General features: G+C 62.1%; 16 protein-coding genes. 6 read left to right on the top strand and 10 right to left on the bottom strand.

Going from position 1 to position 21,804, the window contains the following annotated elements; genetic code table 11:
- Positions 1 to 99 precede the first annotated feature (99 nt).
- The 4 genes from VR74_RS13950 to VR74_RS13935 all read left to right on the top strand — a co-directional run bounded on the left by VR74_RS13950 (position 100) and on the right by VR74_RS13935 (position 5,499).
- Positions 100 to 438, top strand: a complete 339-nt coding sequence (locus VR74_RS13950) for a YMGG-like glycine zipper-containing protein (protein ID WP_299950605.1) — start codon at positions 100 to 102, stop codon at positions 436 to 438.
- A 155-nt stretch (positions 439 to 593) separates the two neighbouring features.
- The gene (carB, locus tag VR74_RS13945; RefSeq protein ID WP_045697809.1) at positions 594 to 3,872 is read left to right on the top strand and encodes a carbamoyl-phosphate synthase large subunit; all 3,279 of its coding nucleotides are present in this window, start codon (positions 594 to 596) and stop codon (positions 3,870 to 3,872) included.
- Positions 3,873 to 3,945: 73 nt separating this feature from the next.
- Positions 3,946 to 4,419: a transcription elongation factor GreA gene (gene greA, locus VR74_RS13940; RefSeq protein WP_045697808.1), complete on the top strand. Its 474-nt coding sequence runs from the start codon at positions 3,946 to 3,948 to the stop codon at positions 4,417 to 4,419.
- A complete protein-coding gene (locus VR74_RS13935; protein WP_045697806.1) occupies positions 4,420 to 5,499 on the top strand; it encodes a mitochondrial fission ELM1 family protein in 1,080 nt (359 codons plus the stop codon). It begins immediately after the preceding gene.
- 269 nt (positions 5,500 to 5,768) lie between these two features.
- Here the strand turns inward: VR74_RS13935 and mnmA are convergent, their stop codons facing one another.
- From mnmA to VR74_RS13890, 9 genes are all read right to left on the bottom strand, one after another.
- Complete coding sequence (gene mnmA / locus VR74_RS13930; RefSeq protein ID WP_045697805.1) at positions 5,769 to 6,953, bottom strand: tRNA 2-thiouridine(34) synthase MnmA; 1,185 nt, start codon at positions 6,951 to 6,953, stop codon at positions 5,769 to 5,771.
- Between the two features lie 86 nt (positions 6,954 to 7,039).
- The gene (locus tag VR74_RS13925; protein ID WP_045697803.1) at positions 7,040 to 7,825 is read right to left on the bottom strand and encodes a copper resistance protein B; all 786 of its coding nucleotides are present in this window, start codon (positions 7,823 to 7,825) and stop codon (positions 7,040 to 7,042) included.
- Positions 7,822 to 9,705, bottom strand: coding sequence for a copper resistance system multicopper oxidase (locus tag VR74_RS13920; RefSeq protein ID WP_045697800.1), 1,884 nt, complete (start codon positions 9,703 to 9,705; stop codon positions 7,822 to 7,824). The genes VR74_RS13925 and VR74_RS13920 overlap by 4 nt, the downstream gene beginning before the upstream one ends.
- A 192-nt stretch (positions 9,706 to 9,897) precedes the next feature.
- Positions 9,898 to 10,740 carry a protein-glutamate O-methyltransferase CheR gene (locus tag VR74_RS13915; RefSeq protein WP_299950602.1) on the bottom strand — a complete coding sequence of 281 codons (843 nt, stop codon included), beginning with the start codon at positions 10,738 to 10,740 and terminating at the stop codon, positions 9,898 to 9,900.
- A 70-nt stretch (positions 10,741 to 10,810) separates the two neighbouring features.
- Positions 10,811 to 11,176, bottom strand: coding sequence for a response regulator (locus tag VR74_RS13910; protein ID WP_045697798.1), 366 nt, complete (start codon positions 11,174 to 11,176; stop codon positions 10,811 to 10,813).
- Between the two features lie 98 nt (positions 11,177 to 11,274).
- On the bottom strand, positions 11,275 to 11,916 hold the full coding sequence (locus VR74_RS13905; RefSeq protein WP_045697796.1) for a histidine phosphotransferase family protein: 642 nt from the start codon (positions 11,914 to 11,916) through the stop codon (positions 11,275 to 11,277).
- 194 nt (positions 11,917 to 12,110) lie between these two features.
- Positions 12,111 to 12,458 (bottom strand): YdbL family protein, encoded by a 348-nt coding sequence (locus VR74_RS13900; RefSeq protein ID WP_045697794.1) that lies wholly within the window; start codon positions 12,456 to 12,458, stop codon positions 12,111 to 12,113.
- Positions 12,459 to 12,477: 19 nt separating this feature from the next.
- Positions 12,478 to 12,678, bottom strand: coding sequence for a YnbE family lipoprotein (locus tag VR74_RS13895; RefSeq protein ID WP_045697793.1), 201 nt, complete (start codon positions 12,676 to 12,678; stop codon positions 12,478 to 12,480).
- Positions 12,679 to 12,751: 73 nt separating this feature from the next.
- A complete protein-coding gene (locus VR74_RS13890; RefSeq protein WP_045697791.1) occupies positions 12,752 to 16,090 on the bottom strand; it encodes a YdbH domain-containing protein in 3,339 nt (1,112 codons plus the stop codon).
- Between the two features lie 178 nt (positions 16,091 to 16,268).
- On the opposite strand from VR74_RS13890, the gene VR74_RS13885 reads away from it, so the two are divergent.
- Complete coding sequence (locus VR74_RS13885; RefSeq protein ID WP_299950599.1) at positions 16,269 to 17,642, top strand: M23 family metallopeptidase; 1,374 nt, start codon at positions 16,269 to 16,271, stop codon at positions 17,640 to 17,642.
- Positions 17,643 to 17,756: 114 nt separating this feature from the next.
- A complete protein-coding gene (locus VR74_RS13880; RefSeq protein WP_299950596.1) occupies positions 17,757 to 19,124 on the top strand; it encodes a M23 family metallopeptidase in 1,368 nt (455 codons plus the stop codon).
- Positions 19,125 to 19,181: 57 nt separating this feature from the next.
- On the opposite strand, the gene clpB is transcribed toward VR74_RS13880, so the two are convergent.
- Positions 19,182 to 21,797: an ATP-dependent chaperone ClpB gene (gene clpB, locus VR74_RS13875; RefSeq protein ID WP_045697789.1), complete on the bottom strand. Its 2,616-nt coding sequence runs from the start codon at positions 21,795 to 21,797 to the stop codon at positions 19,182 to 19,184.
- Between the last annotated feature and the right edge of the window lie 7 nt (positions 21,798 to 21,804).

The raw sequence follows: 21,804 nt of genomic DNA, 5'->3' as shown, positions 1-21,804 counted from the left end.
GAACAGGCCCGCTTTCCTGACAGCCTTGTAATGCGCGCGATGGAACCCGCGCCTGACACGGGACGTTTGCACTCCGTGATCAAGATAAGGAGCACACCAATGACAACCTATATGAAGCTCTTCGCAGCGGGCGCCAGCGCGCTTGTCCTTGCTGCCTGTACATCCAGCGGCACGACTGAAAAGAACGCGGCCTATGGCGCCGCCGCAGGTGCCGTCGCAGGTGCTGTGATCGGCAACAATACCGGTGATGGTGATGCTCAGCGCGGTGCCATGATCGGCGGTGTCCTGGGTGGCGCAGCCGGCGCTGCCAAAGGCTGTTCTGAGGCGGAAGACTGCGACATGCCCGGCGTGAAAGACCAGGAAGACGAGCGCGATGCTGATGGTGACGGCTATGCCAACGCCTATGACCGCTACCCCTATGATTCACGCCGCTGGTAGGTTCGACCATAAAGGCGGCCATACGCCGTCTGGGCAAAGCCCCGTATCCTTCGCCGGATGCGGGGCTTTTCTCATGTGAAAAGCCTGATTGTCCTTGCTTATGACCTCGACTCCCCGCTATCAGGCACCCGTTTGACCCGGAGAGAGAAACGACCATGCCGAAGCGCACCGACATATCCTCAATCCTGGTCATTGGTGCAGGTCCGATCATCATCGGACAGGCCTGTGAATTCGACTATTCCGGGGTCCAGGCGGTCAAGGCGCTGAAGGCCGAAGGCTACCGGGTCATCCTGGTCAACTCGAACCCCGCCACCATCATGACCGACCCGGATCTCGCCGATGCGACCTATATCGAACCGATCACGCCGGAGATCGTCGAGAAGATCATCGAAGCCGAAAAACCTGACGCCCTGCTGCCCACGATGGGCGGCCAGACGGCGCTGAACTGCGCGCTCGACCTGCACTATGCCGGCGTCCTCGAAAAGCATGGCGTCGAGCTGATCGGCGCCAAGGCCGAAGCCATCGAAATGGCCGAGGACCGCAAGCTGTTCCGCGAGGCCATGGACCGGATCGGCCTCGAAAACCCCCGCGCCGCCATCATCGCCTCGCCGGAAATCCGCGGCGAGAATGGCAGGATCAAGGGATATGACCGCCTCACCGGCCTCAAGGCCGCCATGGACGCACTCGAGACCGTCGGCCTGCCCGCCATCATCCGCCCCGCCTTCACCCTGGGCGGCACCGGTGGCGGCATCGCCTACAATGTCGAGGAATACGAGGAAATCTGCCGCTCGGGCCTCGCTGCCTCGCCCAACGCCCAGATCCTGATCGACGAAAGCCTGCTCGGCTGGAAGGAATACGAGATGGAAGTCGTCCGCGACACGGCGGACAATTGCATCATCATCTGTTCCATCGAGAACATCGACCCGATGGGCGTGCATACCGGCGACTCGATCACCGTCGCCCCGGCGCTGACGCTGACGGACAAGGAATACCAGATCATGCGCAACGCCTCGATCGCGGTGCTGCGCGAGATCGGCGTCGAGACCGGCGGATCGAACGTCCAGTTCGCCGTCAACCCGAAAGACGGGCGCCTCATCGTCATCGAGATGAACCCGCGCGTCTCGCGCTCCTCGGCCCTCGCCTCGAAGGCCACCGGCTTCCCGATTGCCAAGATCGCCGCCAAGCTCGCCGTCGGCTACACGCTCGACGAACTCGACAATGACATTACCGGCGTCACGCCCGCCTCCTTCGAGCCGACCATCGATTACGTTGTCACCAAGATCCCGCGCTTTGCCTTCGAGAAATACAAGGGCGCCGACCCGGTCCTCACCACGGCGATGAAATCCGTCGGCGAGGCTATGGCCATCGGCCGCAGTTTCCAGGAAAGCCTGCAGAAGGCGCTCTGCTCGCTCGAGACGGGCCTTTGCGGCCTTGACGACATGCCCTTCGAAACCGACGCGGCCCTGCGCCAGGCGCTCGCCCTGCCCACGCCTACCCGGCTCCAGGTCGTCGCCCAGGCCCTGCGCGATGGCATGAGCGTCGCCGAAGTCCAGGCCATCACCTCGATGGACCCGTGGTTCCTCAGCCAGATCCAGGGCATCGTCGCCGTCGAAGCCGACGTGCGCGCCCAGGGCCTGCCGGACGATGCGCATGAACTCATCGAACTGAAAGCCATGGGCTTCTCCGACAAGCGCCTCGGCCAGCTCGTCGGCCAGTCGGAATCCTGGGTGCGCGGCTACCGCCACGCCCTGAACGTGCGCCCCGTCTACAAGCGCATCGACACCTGCGCCGCCGAATTCGCCGCCAAGACGCCCTACCTCTACTCCACCTACGAGCACGCCTCGTTCGGCACCGAAGCGCCCGATTGCGAGGCCCTGCCCTCGAACCGCGAGAAAGCCATCATCCTCGGCGGCGGCCCCAACCGGATCGGCCAGGGCATCGAATTCGACTATTGCTGCTGCCACGCGGCCTACGCGATGGAAGACCTCGGCATCGAATCGATCATGGTCAACTGCAACCCGGAAACCGTCTCGACCGATTATGACACGTCAGACCGCCTCTATTTCGAACCGCTGACCGACGAGCATGTCCTGGAGATCATCCACAAGGAACAGTCCGCCGGCACGCTTAAGGGCGTCATCGTCCAGTTCGGCGGCCAGACCCCGCTGAAGCTCGCCACCACGCTGCACAACGAGAGTATCCCGATCCTCGGCACCAGCCCGGAATCCATCGACCTTGCCGAAGACCGCGAACAGTTCGCCGCCCTGCTCGACAGGCTCGGCATCCAGCAGGCCCCGTCCCGCGTCGCCCGCAGCGTCGCGGAGGCCGAGGTCAAGGCGAACGAGATCGGCTACCCGGTCATGCTGCGCCCAAGCTTCGTGCTCGGTGGCCGTGCCATGGAGATCGCGCGCGACGATGCCGACCTGCGCGAGTTCGCTGCCGAAGCGCTGCGCGTTTCCGGCGACGCCTCCCTCTTCATCGACCGCTACCTGTCGGACGCCATCGAAGTCGATGTCGACGCCATTTGCGATGGCGTGAACGTGCATGTCGCGGGCATCATGGAACATATCGAGGAAGCCGGCGTCCATTCCGGCGACAGCGCCTGCGCCCTGCCCCCCTACACCCTGTCAGCCAGCCTGCAGGCCCGCCTTGCGGAACAGACAAAGGCCCTCGCTCTCGCGCTCAAGGTGCGCGGCCTGATCAACATCCAGTTTGCGGTCAAGGGCGAGGAAATCTATGTCCTCGAGGCCAATCCGCGCGCCAGCCGCACCGTGCCCTTCGTGGCCAAGGCCGTCGGCGCTCCGATTGCCGCCATCGCGGCCAAGGTCATGGCGGGCGAAGCCCTCACCAGCTTTGACCTGACCAATGCCAATCCGCGCCGTGTGGCGGTCAAGGAAGCCGTCTTCCCGTTCGCCCGCTTCCCGGGTGTCGACCCCCAGCTCGGACCGGAAATGCGCTCGACCGGCGAAGTCATGGGCTGGGACGATGATTTTGGGATGGCTTTCCTCAAATCCCAGCTCGGTGTCGGCGTTCACCTGCCCGAAAGCGGGAACGTGTTCATCTCGGTGCGCGATTCCGACAAGAAAGGCGTCACAGAGGCAGCCCGCAACCTCGTGAACATGGGCTTCACCCTTGTCGCCACCAGCGGCACGGCCAGCTACCTCGAGAGCGAAGGCCTGCCCGTTTCCCGCATCAACAAGGTGCTCGAAGGCCAGCCGCATATCGTCGACGCAATGATCAACGGCGAGGTGCATCTGGTTTTCAACACAACCGAAGGTGCGGCCTCGCTGTCCGACAGCGCGTCCATCCGGCGGACCGCCGTTAACCGCAAGATCCCCTATTTCACAACACTTTCAGCCTCGATCGCCTCGGTTCAGGCGATCGCCAGCCTGAAATCACGGGAAATCTCGGTTCGCGCCTTGCAATCGGCCTGATCGGGGGCCACTTGACGGCCTGCATTTTTGCGACAAGCATTTCGCGCCAATAGAGAAGAATAAGGGATCCGACATGGAACGTATTCCCATGACCGCTGAAGGCCATGCTGCACTTCAGACAGAGCTGAAGGCACTTAAATCCGTCGAGCGTCCGAGCATCATCGCGGCGATCGCGGAAGCGCGCGCGCACGGCGACTTGTCGGAAAACGCCGAATACCACGCCGCCAAGGAGAAGCAGAGCTTCATCGAAGGCCGAATCAGCGAGATCGACGACAAGCTCGCACGCGCCGACGTCATCGATGTCAGCAAGTTCTCCGGCACCAAGATCCGTTTCGGCGCCACCGTAACGATTGTCGACGTCGATACCGAGGACTCGCAGACCTACAAGATCGTCGGCGAAGACGAAGCCTCGGTGAAACTGGGCAAGATTTCCGTCACCTCGCCCATCGCCCGTGCCCTGATCGGCAAGGAAGAAGGCGACGAGGCCGAAGTGGCCGCCCCGTCCGGGGCGCGCGCCTATGAGATCGCCAAGGTCGAGTACAAATAAATGAGCGGGGGCGGCCCGCTCGGACCTTCCGTCTGGGCGGTGTCAGATGGCCGCGCGGGCAACGCGTCCCAGGTGCGTGCCATCCTGCAGGCATTGGGCGAGACACGCCGCTGGATGAAGATCGCCCATATTGACGGCGCGGCACATCGCAACGAACCGGTCACGCTCAGCCCCCGCGCGCCGTGGACATGGCTGCCGGCCGACAAATGGCCCCTGCTGAAATATTCCCTGCCCGCCGATCAGCGCAGCGTGCTCGAAGGGCCCTGGCCCACCGTCTGGATTGCGGCCGGCCGCCGCTCGGCGCCGTTCACACGGGCGGTGCGCCACCTCTCCGGCGGCAAGACCATGACCGTGCAGATCCTCGACCCGAATATCGAACCGGACAATTTCGACATGCTGGTCGTGCCCTCGCATGACGGCGTGTCCGGCCCGAACGTGATCGAGACAATCGGCTCGCCCTCCTATTTCGCACCGGACCAGATCGAGGATGCCGGTCAGGCCTTTGCTGACCTGGCTGACGAGCGCGCGAAAAGCGCCGTGGTCATCATCGGCGGTGATTCCAAAACGCACACGTTTTCCGAAGCTGCCGCCGAACGCATTGAAGGCCAGTTGCGCCAGCTTGCCGGCCTTGGCTGGCGCCTGCGCATCACCACGTCCCGCCGCACGCCGCTGGCCGGGGTCGCACGCTTCCGCAATTTCGCCGATCAGGTCGGCGCCCGTTTCTGGTCAGGCCCGGAAGACGGCCAGAACCCCTATCTTGCCTGGCTCGCCTTTTCCGATGTCGCCATTGTCACCGAGGACAGCGCCAACATGCTGTCAGACGCGGCCTGGCATGGCCTACCGGTGCACATTGCCCGCCTCGAAGGGCGCCACGACAAGTTCGACCGCCTGCATGACAGCCTGATCGATCATGGCGCGGCACGCTGGTTCGGCGGCACGCTGGAAACCTGGACCTACCCGCCCCTGCGGGAGGCCGACCGGGTTGCCGACGCCATCGTCGCCAAACTCCTCGAACGCTACCCCCAACCCGCCATGCCCGCCAGCCCAACCACCGTCGCCCCACCCGACTGGATGGGGTGACAGGAAAACTCCCCCACTCCCTTGGGAGAGGGAGGCGCGCCGAACATGTGCAACCGGGAACATAGGTAACGTTTCAGACCGGGCAGATGGGTTACAGTTTTCATGGTGTGTTCCGTGGGCGGCCAGGCTTGCCCTAAGCCCCGAAACCAAAGCTCCGTGTCCCCTGCGCAGCTGATGCCGCTGCCAGACACCTGACCCGGAATCCCCTCCCGAAAATCAGAGCCCCCCCCTCCCAAGCGCCTTCACAGGCGCCGCATGTGCAGGCAAACCTAGGCCGCCACGACCCGTTCGTCCGCCGGGATCGCCCGCAGGATAAAACCGCCGCCCAGGATTCGCGTGCCGCCGGTCGCATCGTAAAGCACCGCTGCCTGGCCGCGCGCCACGCCTTCTTCGGGTTTATCGAACCAGATCACCGGAATATCGCCCTGCCAGCCGAGCCTTCCCGGCACTGGCGGCCGCGTCGAACGCACCCGTACCAGCACCGCCGCGCCTGCATCCGCCGCCGCTTCAAGGCTGCCCGCGCCGAGCCAGTTCAGCTCTTCCAGTAACAGGCCGGACGTCATCAGGGCTTCGCGCGGCCCGACGATCACCCGCCGGTTCGGCGCGTCGATCTTGACCACGAACAAGGGCTCGCCCACGGCCACGTTCAGCCCGCGCCGCTGGCCGATCGTGTAATGGATTACGCCCTCATGGCTCCCGAGTACCCTGCCATCAAGGTGCACGATATCGCCTCCGCGCCCGGACCCGGGGCGCAGCTTTTCCACCACTTTCGCGTAGGAGCCTTCCGGCACGAAACAAATATCCTGGCTGTCCGGCTTTGCCGCAACCGGCAGGTTGAACCAGTCAGCCAGTTCGCGCACTTCGGTCTTCGGCAGGCCGCCCAGCGGAAAGCGGATATAGTCCAGCTGCTCCCGCGTCGTGGCGAACAGGAAATAGGACTGGTCGCGGCTCGCGTCCGCAGCCCGGTGCAGTTCCGGCCCGTCTTCGCCATCCGTCCGGCGGATATAATGCCCCGTCGCCAGGCAATCGGCGCCCAGCTCCTTCGCGGTGCGAAGCAGGTCCGAGAACTTGACCGTCTGGTTGCAGCGGATGCACGGGATCGGCGTCGATCCGGCCAGATAGGTGTCGGCGAAATCCTCCATCACCTGCTCGCGGAATCGGCTTTCATAATCGAGCACATAATGCGGAATGCCGATCTGGTCGGCGACATTGCGGGCATCGTGGATGTCCTGCCCGGCGCAGCAGGCGCCCTTCTTCTCGATGGCCGCGCCATGATCGTAAAGCTGCAGCGTGATGCCGATCACGTCATAGCCCTCGGCCTTCAGCATCGCGGCCACGACGGAGCTGTCGACCCCGCCCGACATGGCGGCGACAACCCGCGTATCGGCAGGCGATTTAGCAAATCCGAGGGAATTCACGCCGCCCGTCCAGGCAGCGGCTTGTGTGTCTGTCATCTCATACTCCCACCGGGTTCAAGGCCCGGAGCAGCTTCAGGAGCGGCGCATATAGCGCGGGACGGGAGAAATTGCGAGCCCCGGCCTCAGAACCAGGCCCGGACGCCCGCCACGAAAACCGTGCGGCCTGTATCCTCGCCAGCGGCGTCAAGGTAATCAGCCGTCCCGCCAAAATGGTCCTGCCACTCAACGCCGATATAGGGCGCGAACTCGCGGATGATCTCATACCGCAGGCGCAGGCCTGCATTCAGGCTGGTGAGACCGGAGCCGGTTTCCAGTTCCGGAATGTCCTGCGCCGAGAGTTCCGCTTCCATACGCGGCTGCAGGATGAGGCGCTGGGTGAGGCGGAACTCATATTCGGTTTCGATACGCGCCGTCAGGTCGCCCTCGCTGCTGAGGAAAGCGGCCGCGTCGACTTCGAACCAGTAGGGCGCGAGGCCCTGAATGCCGAGCACCGCATGCGTGCGGCCCTTCGGCTCAAGGTCATACCGCACGCCGCCTTGCAGGTCGAAATAGGGCGAGATGGCATGCGACCAGAGCGCCTGGACTTCCGCATCGTCGAGTTCGTCCGTCTCCAGCGAATACTCACCTTCTGACTTGATCCAGAGCTTGTTCACATCGCCGCCATACCAGGCATCGCCATCCCAGACGAGCGCATCGCCTTCGTCCGATGACTGCCATTCAAGCCGGTCAGCCATCACGTAAAACTGGCGCGTATCACCATGATGGCTCAGCACATGGTGGCGCGCTTCGGCCATTTCATCGGCGTCGTAATAGGCATCGGCCATGGACCAGGGCGGCGAGGCCTCCTCGGCGAGGACAGGCATTGCCAGCATGCCGGCCAGGGCAAAAAGTGCCGCCGAACGGTTCATCGCTTCATGTCCTCATGGTTCATCGTGGAATGGTCCATCTCTTCGTCACCCATGACTGAGTGATCCATCGTCGAATGATCCATGTTCTCATGGCCTTGATGGTCCTCCATCGGTGCCGCATCTGCCGGCAGCACCGAGACAACCTGCATCATGCCCGCGGCCATGTGGTAAAGCAGGTGGCAGTGAAAGGCCCAGTCGCCGACATGTTCCGCAGAAATATCGACAGACAGCCTCTCCGCCGGCTTGACGATCACCGTATGCTTGCGCGGCAGATGGCCGCTCGCCTCTGCGCCGGGAATAACGAGATCAAAGAACATGCCATGCAGGTGGATCGGATGCGGCATCATCGTATCATTGATGAGGGTCAGGCGGACACGCTCACCCTCATGGAACTTGATGGACTCTGTGACCTCGGAGAATTTCACACCATCGAACGACCACATGTAGCGTTCCATATTGCTCGTGAGGTGCACGACAATTTCTCGGCCCGGCGCGCGGGTATCCGGGTTCGGGTCAAGGCTGCGCAGCTGGCTATAGGTCAGCGTACGGTGGCCCACATCGGCCAGGCCAATGCCCGGCTCGTCCAGGCGGCTTACCGGCATGGCTGCGATATTGGCAATACCGGGGCCTTTCGCGATGGCGGCCTCCATCGAAACCATCTGCACGGCAGGGCCCTGCGGATCAGGCATCACATGCCCCATCGCCGCGTGGTCCATGGCTTCGGGCGCCTCTGTATCCATCTCCATCGCGCCATGGCCCATGGCCGCATGATCCATCCCCATGTCCTTCATGGTCAGTGTCGGCACAGGCCGCAACGCGGGCACTTCGGCCCGCATCCCGGGCCGCGGACCCAGAGTGGCGACAGCCTGGCCGGACCGGTCAATCGACTCGGCGACAAAGGCAAAAGCCTCCGCCACCTGTGGCGTCACGATGACATCATAGGTCTCCGCCACGCCGATCTGGAACTCGTCGACTTCCAGTGGCTGCACGTTCAGGCCATCGGCCTGCACGATCGTCATTGGCAGGCCGGGCATGCGCACATTAAAAAGCGTCATCGCCGCAGCATTGATGATCCTGAGGCGCACGCGCTCTCCCGGTGTGAACACCATGTTGAAATTGTCTGCCGTCGACCGCCCATTGACGACATAAGTATAGGTCGGCGCGCCAACATCTGCGATATCGCGCGGCGACATGCGCATCGCCCCCCACATGGCCCGGTCATCCAGCGCGGCACCGAGGCCCTTGTCAGACGCATCCTTCAGGAAGTCGCCAACGGTGCGCTGCTGGAAGTTCTGGCTGTCGGAATGCTTCTTCAGTTTCGCAAACAGGCGGTGCGGGTCGCCAAAGGTCCAGTCGCCGAGAACAAGGATGTATTCCCGGTCATAGGCAACCGGGTCCGCGCCCTTCGGGTCGATAATGATCGGGCCATAATGGCCGACCTGCTCCTGCAGCCCGGAATGGGAATGATACCAATAGGTGCCGTTCTGAGGCACGCGGTACTTGTAGGTGAACGTTTCTCCCGGTTGGATGCCCGGAAAGGAAACGCCCGGCACACCGTCCATGTGGAAAGGCACGAGCAGGCCGTGCCAGTGGATGGAGGTTTCCGCGCTCAGCGTGTTGGTGACATTCAGCGTCACATCATCACCCTCCCGGAAACGCAGCAATGGCGCTGGCGCCGATCCGTTGATGCCAATCGCCCTGGCAGCGCGGCCATCAATGCGGATCGGGAACTCGTGGACGGCCAGGTCGAATTCCTTGCCCTGCAGTACAGGGATGCCGAGATTGCCCTCGCTTGCCGAGCGTGCCCATGCCGGGAGGCTGCCGGCAGTCGCAATTACGCTGCCCGCTGCATACTGGAGAAAATGGCGCCGGTTAAACATCGTTGATCCTGCATGCTGGAAAATGATCTGTGCCGTGGTTCTAGCGGAACCGTTGCCCACAACGAAGCATCAACGGCACATAAAACCGATCACTTCGGGGTTATCCAGCCAGAACATACGGCACTCACGGCAGGGAGGAGACCGGCTTACTGCATTTGGCCGGCCGCATGGCGCGGTGAGCACCGGCAAATGTCAGGCGGCAGACGCCTCGGCATTGGCCGTTCCGGCCGCGACCCAGGCGCCGCGGAAATCACGCGCAGGTTCCAGCTTGTCGGTCAGGCCGATAAGGCCTTCGCCCTGGCCGAGCACGATCATGCCGCCGGGAACCAATTGACCCGACAGGCTCTCGACCACGCTGATCCGCGCTGAACGGGCCATGCCCGGAAGCACATTGCGGCAGAAAATGACGTCAAACTTGCCAAGGCCTGCCGCGCTTTCAAGCAGGTTGTGCTGGCGGAAGCTGACACGGCCGCGCAGGGCTTCGCTCGCTTCCCACTGGCCGGTTTCGAGCCGGTTGAAATGCTTGGTCAGCCGGTGGATCGACAGGCCCTTCTGCACGTCGTAATGGCCGTAGCGGCCCAGCCGGGCCTGCTCGGTCGCCGCCTTGCAGATGTCGGTCGATAGGATTTCGATCTTCGCGCCGCGCAGGGCGGGCGGTAATTCGTCTTCAAGCAGGATGGCGAGCGAATAGGCCTCCTGTCCGGTCGAGCCACCCGCGAACCAGACTTTCAGGCGCCCGGTATTGCCCGCCTTGAGCCGCGCTGGCAGTACCTCTTCCAGAACCCGCTTCAGCGTATCGCGGTCACGGAAAAAGCTCGTATCCTTTGACACGAGCGCTGCAGCGACTTCTGCGATCAGGGCCGGATTTGCCCGCGATTTCAGGCAGTGGACAAGGTCCGCCATCGAGCCGAAGCCTTCGCGCCGCGCGATCGGGGAAAGTCGCGCCTCAATAAGATACGCCTTGGATTTCGGAATCGACTGGCCCGACCCTTTCAGGGCCAGATCCGCCAATTCACTGAACACCTCATCCTGCATATCCCGCTCCGGTCCCGGGTGATTCAAACCCTAATCGTTACCAATATCGGGGCTTTTATTAAGAAATGCTTCAAACAAGGCCGACTTCTGCGAATTTGCTCTCAAGAATGTCAGCATCAAACGGCTTCATAATGAACTCGTCTGCCCCCGATCGGAGGGCCTCATTGATATGCTCTGCGTCGTTTTCGATGGAGCAGAATACCACAAGCGGTTTCTTCCCGCCATCTTCCCGCCGAAGCGCCCGTAGGAAATCGAGGCCGTTCATCACCGGCATGTTCCAGTCCAGCAGTACGGCATCCGGCATGCTTTCACGGCAGGCTTTCAGTGCCTCGGCGCCGTCGCCGGCTTCGGTCACGTTGAACTTGAGATCCTGGATAATTCGCGCCGCAACTTTGCGGACGACGCGGGAATCGTCGACAATCAGGCAGGTTTTCATGTTCCGTCTCCAAGAGCAGACTCGTCAGCCGGGTTAACTGGTGCCCGACGAGCGTTAAGAATTCGCTGCCGGACTCAAATAAACCGGCCAGCCCCGGTTCAACCCTCTGCGCGAATACGTGTGGCCATGATGATGGCAACATCGTCGCCCTGCTTGGCGGTGATTTCGCCTTCCAGGCTGTCGCAGATCATCTTCGCGAACAGGGGCTGAATATTTTCAGGCTTCCAGCCTTCCTCGGGCTCGATCCCCTGGACCGACCTGGCCGCTTCATCCTTCAGCTTCACCCGCTCTCCCCGGGATGAGACCGTCAGCGTCATGCCTGCGGCCTCATTGCGCACGCGCGCATGGATAACGCCGCCGCGCGGCAGCGTATCCACCGCCATCATGATCAGGTTCATCAACAGGCGCGCATGGGAATAGCTGAGATGGTCCGTCGTGATATCCCATTCGATACTGGGCTTGAGACCAAGCAGGTAATTTTCTGTGATCTTCTTGAATTCGTGCATGTCCGCCGTGCCCGCCTGCAGGCCAAGCGATCCGTAGGCGTAGCGCAGGAACTGGATCGTGGCGGCCGCCTTGCGGGCGCTCGAGCGCAGCAATTCCTCGAATTGCTGGTCCATTTCGGAATCGCCGGGCTCGTCGAGCATTTCGAGCGCGCTTGTGACGCCCGATACGGGTGAAACAAGGTCATGGCAGATACGCGAGGAGATAAAGGCTGAAAGCCGTGCAGGATCGATCATGGAAGGTCCAGCCCCTTTTTGAACTCAGATTTCGCGCAGAATCGAGTGAGCCGCGCTTCGTGTCAATCAATCGGGTATGAAAGTCTTGCGACGGGACCTGTGGCGCCGATTGGTGAGCGGGCACGCAACAGCCCTCGCAGCGTTGCGGCGAGGGCTGTCAAAAGAAGGGGTGGTTCCGTGCGGAAACCAGAAGGCTATTTCTGCTTCCAGGCGCCGGTTTCGTCCATGTAATACTGGCCAGCTCCGGCGCGGGCGATCTGCTTTTCACCCGTAACGCGGGCGACCTGGGCCACTGTTGTGCCGGTTTGCTCCGACAGCTGCTCGTAGAGTGCGCGGCGCTTGTTGTTGATCTCCTGCACCTTGCGGACAATTGCAGGGTCTGCCGAACCGACAACGCCGAGATAGCCGTCAATACGCTCGCCGACTTCACCGGCCGAAATCGCGGCCTCCAGCTGGGGGTCGCCAGCATGTGCGGCTGGCGCGCTCACGATGGCAAGCGACGCGACGGCGAAAGCGAGAAAGATATTCCTGATCATGTTCATGACTTATATCCTGTCATCGCTATTGAGGAAACAGATCGGGGTTGCTGGAAATCAGGTCTTCGACTTCCTTGTCGAGCTTGATGCGCACTTCCTGATCGATCTTCACGTTCAGATTGATCGTGATGGGCTTGTCGGACGGCTCGATGCGAATGGTCGGCGTGCACGCCGCTGTGAGAGCGATGCATCCGGCCAGAAAGATGGTTTTCTGCGGGGTCGTCAATTTATGACTCCTTTTACTTGAGCACGAGCATGACACGGTTCAGCTTAACGTCAATCGACCGCATGGTTGTCTCTCATTCACCTTGCTGGTTCTCCTTGTCATTAGCCATGTCGACGAGGATTTTGACGAACTTGTCCTGTTGGGAGGCATAGGACCCGCTCTTGAACAGATCAGTCAGGTTGGAATCGAGCGAAAGATTGAACTCGAACGCCTGCCCTTTGGGCATGGTGAGTTTCTTTCCGAACGCGAGGGGCTGCGTATTGCGGCCGATCAGATGCACGCTCGCAACGGTCCGGTCCATCAGGTCGCCGGTCAGCCCTATTTCCAGTACGGAGAATTGCAGGTCTTTCAGCGCATCGAATGCCAGCTTGGCGTTCGGGTCACTATTGGCAGCCGAATCGACCGCATCGCCCGTATAGGCAATCCGCCCGCCGCTTGCGTCAGCCGCAAGTCGCGCGTCACGCACCTGGACTTCGCTGCCGACGAAATCGACCGGGAAAGTGCCGCTCACCGTGCCTGTTGCCTGGACATCCGGCATCTTCAGAACCGCGACCAGCTGGCTGAGTTCGATCGCGTCGGCGGTCACTTCAACGCGCTGGTCCTTGCCGCCAAGCGTCCACTCAAGCGGCGCAAGTGCGAGCCGGCCGCCCGCGAACGGGAACCCGGCCGTCTCGACGCCGACGACCTTGCCCTTGTCGAGATGAAATTCGATACGACCGTCCGTCAGCGGAACGCCGATGTTCATCGCGCCGACGGTGACGACCTGACGGCGATCGGTTGTAAGGGCAAGCAGGTCACTGAACCGGACAGTCCCGTTGACGCCTTCGACCCGGCCCAGCCTTGTTGTCTGGAAACCGAATTGTTCAATCGTGACCTCTCCCGTCGCTGTCATACTGCCCGAGACGATATCGACATCCGCCTTGGCCGACGCATCACCGTCGGCATTGGTGAAGACACCGCGCAGCTTCTCGGACAGCATGACGGGCTGCAGACCGCCCGTGTGAAAGGCGAGTGGACGGGACCGGATCGCCGCCTGGCCCGTCAGTTTCGCGACATCGAGGTCCAGCGTCGTGTCGGCCACAATCCTGTCACTTGCTTGCAGGCGAAGCGGGCCAGTCATCGCCATCTGCCCATTGGTCAGCGTCGCTGTCATGTCAGAGATCAGCGGCTGGTAAATCGGGTCGTCCCTGTAGTCCTGTATCAGCACGCCATTTGCGCCGAGATTGCCGGAAAGGCCGCCCTTCCCGCTGGTGCCGTCGAACCGGAAACTGTGCGCTGATACTCTTGCCGGTATCAGTGTGCCGCCAAAGACGGTTTCACCGAGGCGTGCGGACAGCTTTGGTGCACCACGTCCGGTGGCGATCCCCATGCGGGGTGCTTCGCCGGAAAGCGTCAAGGTGCGCGATCCGATCGTCAGCGGCAGATCCATATGGCTCGCCAGCACCGTCATCGCCAGGCCGCCATTCGACGACCAGTCGACCGACGCCTTCGAGAGCTTAAGCGCACCGGACGTGGAGCCGGTTGAGAAGGGCAGCTCGACGCTACCCAGCGTGACGGCCCCGCTCGGGGATTTGCCCCCCTTGCGAATGAAGCCGCCGCCGGAAGGGCAAACATTCAGATTCACCGGCTCGGCCTGTATGCTGCCGAAAACAAATCCCTGGCTTTTGACGCCGACGCATTTCGTCCCGTCCGGCACGACCTGCCAGCCGGCATCGTCGCGCGTGACGTGGAAACCGCCCGCAATATTCGTCATTTTTAGGTTGATACCGGACACGGGCCCGGACACGGACAGACGGCCGCGGCTAAGCAGGTCGAATGTCTCAGGCGCGCTCGACAGGTTGAAGGTATCAAGGTCGGCAGAGAAAACCTTTGCACCCGCAGTCCACGGGCTCAGCCTGAGGGCGTGCGACGTTATTTCGAGCCCAGCCTCGCCTTGCTGGAACTGATCGAGCGATAGCGTCAAAGTCGGTGCGGCACCGCCCGACAGGGAAATATTGCCGCTGACCTTGCGTTCAGCCCCGCGAATGGCCAGCCATGGTCCCACCTCCGGCGGCGCGATGACCAGACGCAGTCCGGACGCGGCTTCAAGCACGGTTTTCTCGCGGCTCGAGAAGGAAAATACGCCGTCCCGCGAACCGGCACTCAGCTCCATGTCCAGATCGAAATCGGCAAGCGCGCGATCAATGGCCGACCGCAGGCTGGCACCATGATCCGAGAGCATTCCGGGAAGCACAACGGGCGCGGTCAGATCCTTGCGCAGTCCTGGCGTCACCTCCGCGCCGGAGGCCGACGCATTGCCGGCATACAGAAGCGTGCCTTCCGCCGACCGGCTGAACATGCCTTGCGACGCGAGGCGCTCGGCCTTGCCCTGCGGTGCCACGGCGTTGACGGCGTTCAGGCTGACCGGACCGCCTATATTGCCGGCATCACCCGTCAGCTGGGCCTCAAGGGTCATGGCGTCGGCGCCATACCCGTCGCGCGATACCGCCGACGTCTCCAGCCTGAACGCCGCCTTGGTGAGTACAGACATAACATCGCTTGCCGACAGGCTCGGCAGCTCGGTAAAGCTCGCCTCGCCTTCGGTTAGCGCTGCGCTCAGCTTGCCGCCCGGAAAGGAGCCTTCCGCAATCTCGCCCCGCCAGCTCAGCTTCATGGGGCCATCGCCCACATCGGCGGCGTCCACTGTCGCATCGAATGACGCATTCGACACAGACACGGATTTCAGCTCCGCCCGTTCCAGCATGAGGCTGGCTTCGCCGGAAATGCGGCCCTTGTCTGCCTGGAGGGACACGATGCCCTCGGACCATTTGAACTGGCTGTCAGGGCCCTGAAGGTCTGCCGGGTCGAGTACGAGATCCAGGGTGCCCTTTGCCGGAAATGTCCCTTGCATCGAGATCGTAGCTGAGAGTTCACCCGCGTCCGTCGCGAAGAATATGCGGCCGTCCGTGATATCTATCGCCGGCAATTGCAGCGGTGCGGAAGAACCCGACTGGCCACCAAGCTTTTCCAGCCCATAGAAGCGGACGCCTTCATCGTCGAGCGTTCCACGCACCACAGGCTTATCGACTGAAACACCGGTCAGTTCCGGGGTCAGCAAACGCGGCCAGTTCAGGCGGACGATGGCCTCGGTGGCCTCGAGCGGTACATGCGCGCCAGCGCTGACTTTGAGCCCGCGAATTGTGGCACCATCCGAACCAATGCGGACGAATTTCCCCTCACAGGTGAGCGCCCGTTCGGCGCACCAGCCCGCAAGCGCGCGCTCGGCAACCGTCTTGCGCAGGAACCAGCCTGTTGCCAGCAGCCCGATCAGGAGGATGGCGACTGCAAGCGCGGTCCAGCGCACCCAGCGGATCGGTCGCACGAGCGTATCGGCGTCCGAAAAGCCTAAATTTTCGTCATCTGTCGTATTCACTGTGCCATCCGGCTTGCATCTTGCTAGACTGGGATCCTAGAGTTCTATTAAGGCAAGAAGGCCAAATTTAGCGCGTTCTGTATTCTTTAACGCAACGTGCTTATGTCATTATGAACGCTTGTTCATCCTCACCTGTTGCTTGGGTGCTGATGTTCATGAGTAATACGGGAAGTTGCGCGTGGAAGAAATCACCGAAACCGAACCGAAAGAGACACACGCGCCGAACCGCAATGTGTCACAGGGCCTCAAAAGCCTGGCGGTCCTTGTTGTTCTGGGAACGGCCTCTGCCGTGGCCGGGCTGTTCATGGTCGATCCGTCGGGCCAGCCCACACACGGTACGGCCGATGCAGCGACACCGCTCCCGCTCGCCGTCACTCTGCTCAGCGCCACCGACCTGAACGATCCGGCCGTGCTCGCCCGCAATACCGGCACCCTCAAGTCACGCCAGACCCTGACAGACCTCGTCGTCAGTCTCGGCGCCAACCATCAGGACGCCAATAGCGCGCTTCACACGCTCTATTCCGGCGATCTGCTCGACGCGCGCCGCCTGCGTCCGGGCCTCTTGGCAGAAGCCTATATGGAGGACGACCAGCTCAAGGCCCTGTCGATCCGTGCGGAAGCCGATCGCAGCCTCCTGATCACGCGCACGCAGAATGGTACCTGGGAAGCCACCGCCCTCAACGCCCGTCTGACTCCCTCCTACCACCGCATTGCCGCATCCATAGACACCTCGATCTATGACACGGCCCGCAGCCTTGGCGCAGGCGACCAGCAGGTTGTCGATTTTGCCAACGCCTTTGCATATGACGTTGATTTCCAACGCGAAATACATCCCGGCGATGCGTTCGAAATCGTTTACGAAACTTATGTCGACGAACGCGGAAAGCCCGTGAAGTCTGGCGAGGTCGTGTTCGCATCGCTGGACGGCCGCGCCCTCAGCCGCGACTTTTACCGCTTCGCACCCAGCGACGACCAGGTCGCTGACTATTTCGACAGCAAGGGCGAAAGCGCCACCAAATTCCTGATGAAAACGCCCATCAACGGGGCCCGGCTGTCCTCGTCATTCGGCAAGCGGCGCCATCCCATTTCGGGCTATACCCGCCTGCACAAGGGTACGGATTTCGCAGCCCCCACGGGAACGCCCGTCTATGCAGCCGGACACGGCACGGTGGCCCGCGCGAGCCGGTATGGCGGCTATGGCAACTATGTGAAGATCAAGCACGCCAACGGGTATGAGACGGCCTATGCGCACCTCTCGCGCTATGGCCGGGGCATGAAATCCGGCAAGCGCGTCCGTCAGGGTGATATCATCGGATATGTCGGTTCGACCGGTGCCTCGACCGGGCCTCATCTCCATTATGAGGTCTACATCAAGGGCACGCCGGTCAATGCGATGGGCCTGAAACTCCCGACCGGGCGCAAGCTCGCCGAGACGCCGGAAATCCTCGCTGAATTTGCTGCCCGAAAGGCCGAGATCGACCAGATCCGCGCGGATCAAGGCGCTGATTTCGAACAGGCGCTCCTGGTGTCGGCAACCACCGACCAGCCCTGAACCGAGCTGAATCCCTCAAATTGACCCGAAATTCGCGTTTGTGGCGTATTTCTTGCTCGTGATGTCCTGAATCACTCAGCGTGGCCCTATCGGGCCCTGCCAGGGACATCAGGTATGACAAAACGACGTCTGGGACCGGCAAAGGTCGACCGCACATTCCGGCCGGATCGTGCGCTGGAATGGGCCATGGGCGCCTTCGTGCTGTTCGGCATGCTGGCGCTTTTCGTCTTCGTGCGCCCGCAGCAGCCCGCCGAACTCACCAGCGCCGATGCGGCGCAGGCTATGCTGGATTTCCGCGAGAACCTTCCGATGGCCTCCACCGCCAGCAGAATTGGGCAGGTGACGGCCGGCGCAGCCGCAGCCGACGTGCTGGAAGTGCTGGGAGCCAGCGCCGAGGACGCGGAAGCCGCTGTGGATGCCCTGCGTCAGACGGGCCTAGTTGACCGCAAGCGCATGCGCCCCGGCACGGCCCTGACGGCCTACTTCGACGAAAGCGCGCTGCAGGACGACACGAGCCGCCTGATTGCCGTATCGATCAAACCTGACGCCAGGAATACCCTGCTCGCCACCCGCCAGGCCGATGACCGTTTTTTCGTGAGCGTTCTGACCGCACGCCTGATGACCTCGCACAGACGCGTCGCTGGCGAGATCGAAACCACGCTGGCCGCCGCGCTGGCCGAGGGCGGAGGCACGCCGGGACATGCAACAGCCCTCGCTTCCCTGTTCCCCGATGATCCGGCGCTGGCCGCTGGCGGCGTCCGCGGAGACCGCTTCGATGCCGTCTTCGAAGTTGCAGAAGACGAGCGCGGGAATTTCATCGAGAATGGCGATCTAGTCTTTGCCGCCTTCAATGGCACGACCAGCCATGGCAGCTGGTATCTCTACACACCCGGAGACTCCGGCCGTACGGAGTTCTTTGATGCGAACGGTGTGGCCGCTCAGCCCTTCCTCACGCGCTTCCCCATCGGGCGCGTTCCGATCAATTCAGGATTTGGCCAGCGCTATCATCCGCTCACGGGGTACCTGCACCTGCACACAGGCGTCGATTATCGCGCCCCGGCCGGCACACCGATACAGGCAGCCGGAGACGGCGTGATCGAATTCGTCGGCTTTAGTGATGGCTATGGACGGCATGTCCGCATCCGTCACAAGCGCGGCTTCGAGACCCTGTATGCGCACATGTCGAAATCTGCCGGCCTCGCCGCAGGCGACACTGTGAACGCAGGCGACATCATCGGCTATGTCGGCGACACCGGCTCAGCAACCGGCGCGCACCTCCATTACGAAATCCGCCGCAATGGCCGCTACGTGAACCCGATGACGCTCGAACTCCCGTCCGGGCGCAACCTGGCGAGCGAACCGGAGGAATATGCGGCCTTCCTGAAGCAGAAGGCGACGATAGACGCCCTCCGTGGCGCGACAGTTCCCGACAGCCTCATGGCAGCCACCTTGCTGCCCGTGGTGCACACCAGCAGTCCGTGACGGGAAGAGCGATCTGCCGCACCTGCGGAAAGCAAAGGCGCGGCAGAAGTTGTCTCTCTAGTTAAGCGCCACACGTCCCTTGGTGAAATCATTCGGTACGCCGTTGATGGAAAGCATATCGCCTTCGACACCGACATGGATGGTTTCACCGTCCGCAATGCGGCCTTCAAGCAGCAGGCGCGCAAGCGGGTCCTGCAGCTCTTTCTGAATGACACGCTTCAGTGGTCGGGCCCCGTAGACGGGATCGTAACCACGCGCGGCCAGCCAGTTGCGGGCATCGAGGCTAAGGTCGAGCTTCATCTTGCGAGATGCCAGCAGGTGCTCAAGGCGGCCCATCTGGATATCGACAATATGATCGATCTCACCCCGTCCGAGACGCTTGAAGAAGACGATCTCGTCGATGCGGTTGATAAATTCCGGACGGAAATGCATCCGGATTGCGCTCATCACGCTTTCGCGTGCCGCCTCTGACACCTCGCCCTCTTCACCGCTCGCCAGGGCGTCAGCCCCGAGGTTCGAGGTCATGATGATGATCGTGTTCTTGAAGTCCACGGTCCGGCCCTGTCCATCGGTCAGACGCCCGTCATCGAGCACCTGCAGCAGCGTGTTGAAGAGATCCGGGTGAGCCTTCTCAACCTCGTCGAACAGGATCACCTGATAGGGGCGACGGCGTACGGCTTCGGTCAAAGCGCCGCCTTCATCATAGCCGACATAGCCGGGAGGCGCGCCAATCAGGCGGGCAACCGAGTGCTTCTCGGAATATTCCGACATGTCGAGCCGCAGGATCGCCGTATCGTCCTCGAACATGAATTCGGCGAGCGCCTTTGTCAGCTCTGTCTTGCCGACACCGGTCGGACCGACAAACAGGAACGAACCGATGGGCCGGTTGGGATCCTGCAAGCCCGCCCTTGCGCGCCGCACGGCATTGGACACCGCTTCCAGCGCCGCATCCTGCCCGACAACACGTGCCCGAAGCGCATCTTCCATCTGCAACAGTTTTTCCCGTTCGCCTTCGAGCATCTTGTCGACCGGAATGCCGGTCCACTTGGAAACAACGGCCGCAATGTGCTCAGGCCGTACAACCTCGGATACGAGGCCGTCGTCTTCGTCTTCCGATCCTTCGACATCCTTGATCTGCTTTTCCAGCGCCGGAATGGTCGAGAATTTCAGCTCGGACGCCCTTGCAAGATCGCCCGTCCGCTGCGCTTCGGCCATATCGGCATAGGCGCGGTCCAACTGGTCTTTCGCATTGGCCGTGCCCTTGAGCTTGTTCTTTTCGGCCGACCAGGCGGAGGTCAGTTCGTCGGATTTCGACTGCAGGTCGGCAATGTCGGTCTCGATGGTTTTCAGCCGGTCCTTAGATGCCGCATCCTTTTCCTTCTTGAGCGCCTCCGCCTCGATCTTCAGCTGCAGGAGACGACGGTCAATCTCGTCGAGCTCCTCTGGCTTGGAATCCACCTGCATGCGAAGGCGCGACGACGCCTCATCCATCAGGTCGATTGCCTTGTCCGGCAGGAAGCGGTCGGTTATATAACGGTTGGACAGGGTGGCTGCCGAAACAATCGCAGCATCCGACACGCGCACGCCATGGTGCGCCTCGTACCGCGCTTTCAGCCCACGGAGAATGGAGATCGTGTCCTCGACCGATGGCTCATCCACGAACACCGCCATGAAGCGCCGGGCGAGTGCCGGATCACCTTCAACATGCTTGCGATACTCATCGAGTGTCGTTGCACCGATACAATGCAGCTCACCGCGTGCGAGCGCAGGCTTGAGCAGGTTGGACGCATCCATCGCGCCATCGCCTTTACCCGCGCCAACGAGCGTGTGCATTTCGTCGATGAAGAGGATCACACCGCCAGCCGCCTGCTGCACCTCGTTCAGTACCGCCTTGAGTCGCTCTTCAAATTCACCGCGGAATTTCGCACCGGCAATCAGCGCGCCCATGTCGAGCGCAAGCAGGCGCTTGCCCTTCAGGCTTTCAGGCACATCGCCATTGATGATGCGCAGTGCGAGACCTTCGGCAATCGCCGTCTTGCCCACGCCGGGTTCGCCGATCAGCACCGGATTGTTTTTCGAGCGGCGCGACAGGACCTGCATCGTGCGGCGGATTTCCTCGTCGCGGCCAATGACCGGATCAAGCTTGCCGTCACGCGCATCCTGGGTCAGGTCGCGGGAATATTTCTTGAGGGCCTCATAGCCTTCTTCGGCATTGGCACTGTCAGCCGTGCGGCCCTGGCGGAGCTCGCTGATCGCCGCTTCCAGCGACTTGGGCGTCACGCCGGCACTTTTCAGCGCTTCGGCGGCCGGATCACCGGAGAGGCCTGCGATTGCCAGCAACAGGCGTTCGGTGGTGACGAACGAATCGCCTGCTTTCTTCGCGCTGTCTTCCGCATCCTGGAACAGCTTTGCCGATGCTTGCTCAAGGCGCAGACCTGTATTGGCGCCGGTCACCTTGGGCAGTTTTGCGAGTGCGGCATCGACGCCCTGAACAACCAGTTCCGGTCGCCCGCCAGATGCGCGGATAAGGTTCACGGCCAGTTGGTCGCGATCCTCAAGCATGGTCTTGAGCATGTGGGCAGGCGTCAGTGTCTGATGGCCGCTGGCGAGCGCCGCCGTCTGGGCGCCCTGCACAATGGCGCGTGCGCGTTCTGTGTATTGGTCAATATTCATGGTTATC

The organism is Hyphomonas sp. BRH_c22 (assembly GCF_000961795.1).
In the GTDB taxonomy this organism is placed as follows: domain Bacteria; phylum Pseudomonadota; class Alphaproteobacteria; order Caulobacterales; family Hyphomonadaceae; genus Hyphomonas.
The sequence above is the reverse complement of the archived record's forward strand: the minus strand, read 5'-3'. Positions and strand labels throughout refer to the sequence as shown.

Excerpts from the sequence above, each read along its gene's own strand:
- VR74_RS13900 (WP_045697794.1), bottom strand. The coding sequence starts at position 12,458 with ATGAACATGATCAGGAATATCTTTCTCGCTTTCGCCGTCGCGTCGCTT.
- VR74_RS13935 (WP_045697806.1), top strand. The coding sequence starts at position 4,420 with ATGAGCGGGGGCGGCCCGCTCGGACCTTCCGTCTGGGCGGTGTCAGAT.
- VR74_RS13950 (WP_299950605.1), top strand. The coding sequence starts at position 100 with ATGACAACCTATATGAAGCTCTTCGCAGCGGGCGCCAGCGCGCTTGTC.
- VR74_RS13905 (WP_045697796.1), bottom strand. The coding sequence starts at position 11,916 with ATGATCGATCCTGCACGGCTTTCAGCCTTTATCTCCTCGCGTATCTGC.
- carB (WP_045697809.1), top strand. The coding sequence starts at position 594 with ATGCCGAAGCGCACCGACATATCCTCAATCCTGGTCATTGGTGCAGGT.
- VR74_RS13925 (WP_045697803.1), bottom strand. The coding sequence starts at position 7,825 with ATGAACCGTTCGGCGGCACTTTTTGCCCTGGCCGGCATGCTGGCAATG.
- clpB (WP_045697789.1), bottom strand. The coding sequence starts at position 21,797 with ATGAATATTGACCAATACACAGAACGCGCACGCGCCATTGTGCAGGGC.
- VR74_RS13915 (WP_299950602.1), bottom strand. The coding sequence starts at position 10,740 with ATGCAGGATGAGGTGTTCAGTGAATTGGCGGATCTGGCCCTGAAAGGG.
- VR74_RS13880 (WP_299950596.1), top strand. The coding sequence starts at position 17,757 with ATGACAAAACGACGTCTGGGACCGGCAAAGGTCGACCGCACATTCCGG.
- greA (WP_045697808.1), top strand. The coding sequence starts at position 3,946 with ATGGAACGTATTCCCATGACCGCTGAAGGCCATGCTGCACTTCAGACA.
- VR74_RS13910 (WP_045697798.1), bottom strand. The coding sequence starts at position 11,176 with ATGAAAACCTGCCTGATTGTCGACGATTCCCGCGTCGTCCGCAAAGTT.
- VR74_RS13920 (WP_045697800.1), bottom strand. The coding sequence starts at position 9,705 with ATGTTTAACCGGCGCCATTTTCTCCAGTATGCAGCGGGCAGCGTAATT.
- mnmA (WP_045697805.1), bottom strand. The coding sequence starts at position 6,953 with ATGACAGACACACAAGCCGCTGCCTGGACGGGCGGCGTGAATTCCCTC.